Raw genomic sequence first — 3,522 nt, forward strand, 5'->3', positions numbered from 1 at the left:
CAGGCCGACCGGACCGGCCAGCAGGCCGCGCGCGATGTTGAGCGTGAAGGATGTCGTCTCGCCGTCCACCACGGTTCTCATCGGCGGAGCAAGGGTCATGGTGAAACCGGTCGGGAGCGTGACGACGAGCTTCACCGTCACGGTCTTGGTGCTCGCGCCGTTGGTGGCGGTGATCTTGAGGAAGTAGGTGCCGACCGGTGTGGAGCCGGTGGTGAGCACCGAGATCACCGCAGGAAGGCCCGCGGGCACGGGGTTGGGGAGGATGCTCACCGTCGCGCCGACCGGGGCACCGGTGACCGAGAGATTCACCGGACCGAGCACCGAACCGGCCTGGCTGACGGAGACCGCGACCACCGCATTCCCGCCAATGGCCACGCCGATGGTGCTCTGCGAGGCGGTCAGGGTCAGTTCTGCGCCGACGGTGGTGGCTGCTGGACGCAGGGGAGCGGATCCGACCGACGCGGCCAGGAGGACGGCGAGCACGGCCACCAGGAGTCGGGTACGCCCGGTCCAGTGCCTCATGTCGTGTGTCCTCTCGGCCGCGTCGGTCGTCAGATCGAGCAGGGAATCAGCGTCAGTTGACGTCGACGGTGTAGGTGAGCGTCGCGCCCTTGCAGCCGTCCTGGTTCGAGCCGGTGTCGATCATCTGGATGTCGAAGCTGCCGCTGACGGAGCCGCCGCCGGCCACGTCGTCGCCGACCAGGTCGGTGAGGTTCGTGATGGCGAAGTCGGCGTCGGAGCAACCTGCCGCGGTCGTGGCGACGGTGGCCGTGACAGCGGTGATCTGCTTGGTGCCTTCTTCGTCGTTGCTGATCGTGAAGGTGACGTTGTCGATGTCGCCATCGGGCGTCAGCGTGCCGGTGTCGCCGATGCTGGCGTCGTCGATGAGGACGGTCCAGGCGTTCTCGTCGGCGACCTGGGCGGTGGCGTCGTCGGAGCCGTTGCTGGTCCAGTACGCGAACGCGGCGCCCGCAGTGATGACGAGCGCGCCGACACCGCCGGCAACGGCGAACTTCTTCTTCTTGGCAATGGCCATGGGAGTGCCCCTGTGATCTGTGAGAGCTGCTGGAATCCGGGGCATACCGGCCGAGATCACGGCACGCCACGAAGGGAGGAACCACACCGACCAACCCGCGACACGTGAACCGTGTTACGTGACCGTGGGCATCGGAATCGCTGGTTGACGCCAGTGTCGCTGCAGCGTTACAACCCCGGTTGCAGAGGGGATCTGGGGTGCGCGGTCAGTCGAAGGCCAGCCGGAACGACGACATCCGGAACGACCCGAGCTGACGCGCCTGGCCGAGGAAGGCCAACGGGCCGTCGCTCGCGAACGACCATCGAGCGCGGCAGGGGAGCGCCTTCGCGCTGCCCTTCATGAGGACGTTGGCCGTCTCCGGGTGCTCGTCGATGCCGGGCTGGATGACGCGGCCCGTGAACGGGACGCGTGGAGCCGCGCGGGACACGTCGGTGAAGCTCGCGTCGACGATCGGTCGACGTTCGACCAGGGCGGTCCAGTCGGTCGAGGTGACCGGGCCGCGGAAGCTGCTCTCCATGTCGAAGTCGCACAGTTGCTTGGGGATGGCCCAGAGCTCGCGGCCGCCGGCCTGCGAGGCCGGCGAGTCGACCCAGATGTCGGTGATCGTCACGGCGCCCTTGCCCGCGGCATCCTTGGTCGTCCGGGCGACGAGGAGCTCGTGGTACGTCAGCGGGCTGGGCTCCTCGTACGACACCAGCGCGACGCCGTACTGCCCGGCAGGGTGGCGTTCATCGACGTCCTCGGGGAGCCGGAAGACGGACAGCCAGAGCGAGCCGTGCATGTTCCACGGCGCGGGGGGATACGGCTTCACGCCTGCGGCTCACCCTCGCCGGCATCCATGAAGAGCTGGGCGGTGTGCTCCAGCTCCGCCTCCATGGCGGCAGGCAGTGCGTCGGTGAGCCGGGCGGCCGTAGGGCTCTCCTCGCGGGGCCCGAGACCGGCTGCGGCGCCATCGATCGCCCGGGCGACGTCGATCACCGTGGCCTGCTGGACGTAGGGCTGCTTGAGCTCGCGGGCGACGTACTTGGCCACGAAGCGGCGCAGCTCGCCCTCGACGTTGGCGGCACGGCTCGTCAGCGACGCGCGCAGCCCCTGGGCCTTCAGTCGTACGACGACCTGGGCCGGGGGAGGCGGCGTGACCTCGAGTTGGATGGCGAGGTCGGCCCGCGCGTGGGCGGCGATCACCAGCGGCACCGTGATCTCGGCGTCGAAGTCCAGCTTGTCCATGCCGAGGTCGAGCGTGAACTTCAGGGTCACCGGCAGCTCGACGTTGAACGAGACCGGCAGGTCGCCGACCTGCTGGCCCGTCGCCGTACCGATCCTGCCCTTGGCGATCACCTTGGCGATCCGGCCGGGGCCGACCCCGATCGGGCCGACGTCGATCGGTCGGCCCGCCAGCACGTTCACGCCGTTCAGGACGCGTTCGGCGGTGACGGCAGTCGAGAAGAAACGCTCGCCCCAGGTCGCGTAGGTGATGAGTTCGTCGCTCACCCGCGTCACCCTAGTGGGAACGGGCCCGCCCGCGTGGGCCCGTCGCGAGTCCGCGCACTGTCATCGCGAGCGTCTGGTCGATGGCGGCGTCGCGCTCCGCGGGGCCGAAGTCGCGCAGGGGTCCGTCGATCATCAGCAGTGCCAGGCCGTGGACGGCGGCCCAGGGGCCTGCCTCGGCGCCCGGCCGGTGCTCCTCGGCGAGGTAGCCGACCGCGACGAGCTCGTCGAGCATCTGGCCGAGCAGGGCGTAGGGACCCATGGCGTCGAGCCCCGGGTCGAGGTCCGCAGCGCCGCGCAGCTGCCCCGTGAAACAGGTCCGGAAGATGCCGGGCTCGTCCTGCGCGAACCGGATGTAGCCGCGGCCGGTGGACACCAGTCGATCGATCGCCCGATCCACCGGGTCTCCGTCCTCGGGCACCTGGCCGAGGTACCCGGCCATCGCCACCACCATGCCGTTCATGGCGAGCTCGCGGGCCGCGGCCAGCAGGTCGGCCTGGTTCGAGAAGTGGCGGTAGGCCGCGGTAGGGGTCACCCCGACCTCGCGAGCGGCGCCCCGGATGGTCACCGCGTCGGGTCCGCCGGTGGCCGCCAGGTCGGCTGCCGCCCGCGCCAGCGCGTTGCGCAGGTCGCCGTGGTGGTAGCTGCTCCGGGCGGTGGTCGAGGTGTTCACGGGATACATGTTGACACCTGTACACATCCATGCCAAGTTAACACTTCTAAAGTTTACGTGCGTACACATTGGAGGAGATCGTGATGTTCCGGTGGATCGGAGTGCTGGTGACGGGGCGGGCCCGCTGGGTCCTGGGCCTCGGAGTCCTGGGAGTGGTGGTCGCGGCCTACGTCGGCCTCGGTGCGTTCGGAAAGCTGCAGACCGACGGGTTCGACGACCCGGACTCGGAGAGCAGCCGGGCGGCCAGCGTCCTTGCCGAGCGGTTCGAGGGGACGGCCGACTACGTGTTCGTGGTCGCGGCGGACGGCGGCGACGTCGACGCACC

Annotated in this window: 5 protein-coding genes and 1 pseudogene; 1 reads left to right on the top strand and 5 read right to left on the bottom strand. The window is 69.6% G+C overall.

Features of this window, described 5'->3' with window-relative positions; all coding sequences use genetic code 11:
- The 5 genes from ACOADB_RS16035 to ACOADB_RS16055 form a co-directional block, all read right to left on the bottom strand.
- On the bottom strand, nt 1-522 hold a 522-nt coding region (locus tag ACOADB_RS16035), incomplete at its 3' end, for a hypothetical protein (RefSeq protein WP_378600552.1).
- A 52-nt stretch (nt 523-574) separates the two neighbouring features.
- Nucleotides 575-1,036, bottom strand: coding sequence for a hypothetical protein (locus tag ACOADB_RS16040; RefSeq protein WP_378600554.1), 462 nt, complete (start codon nt 1,034-1,036; stop codon nt 575-577).
- 205 nt (nt 1,037-1,241) lie between these two features.
- Nucleotides 1,242-1,847 (bottom strand): acetoacetate decarboxylase family protein, encoded by a 606-nt coding sequence (locus tag ACOADB_RS16045; RefSeq protein WP_378600556.1) that lies wholly within the window; start codon nt 1,845-1,847, stop codon nt 1,242-1,244.
- The gene (locus tag ACOADB_RS16050) at nt 1,844-2,527 is read right to left on the bottom strand and encodes a hypothetical protein (protein ID WP_378600558.1); all 684 of its coding nucleotides are present in this window, start codon (nt 2,525-2,527) and stop codon (nt 1,844-1,846) included. Before ACOADB_RS16050 ends, ACOADB_RS16045 begins: the two co-directional genes overlap by 4 nt.
- A gap of 10 nt (nt 2,528-2,537) precedes the next feature.
- The gene (locus ACOADB_RS16055) at nt 2,538-3,197 is read right to left on the bottom strand and encodes a WHG domain-containing protein (RefSeq protein WP_378600560.1); all 660 of its coding nucleotides are present in this window, start codon (nt 3,195-3,197) and stop codon (nt 2,538-2,540) included.
- Nucleotides 3,198-3,280: 83 nt separating this feature from the next.
- Between ACOADB_RS16055 and ACOADB_RS16060 the strand changes: the two are divergent.
- Nucleotides 3,281-3,522: pseudogene (locus ACOADB_RS16060) on the top strand (MMPL family transporter); the annotation flags it as partial.

The organism is Nocardioides sp. CPCC 206348, assembly GCF_048654705.1.
Taxonomy (GTDB): domain Bacteria; phylum Actinomycetota; class Actinomycetes; order Propionibacteriales; family Nocardioidaceae; genus Nocardioides.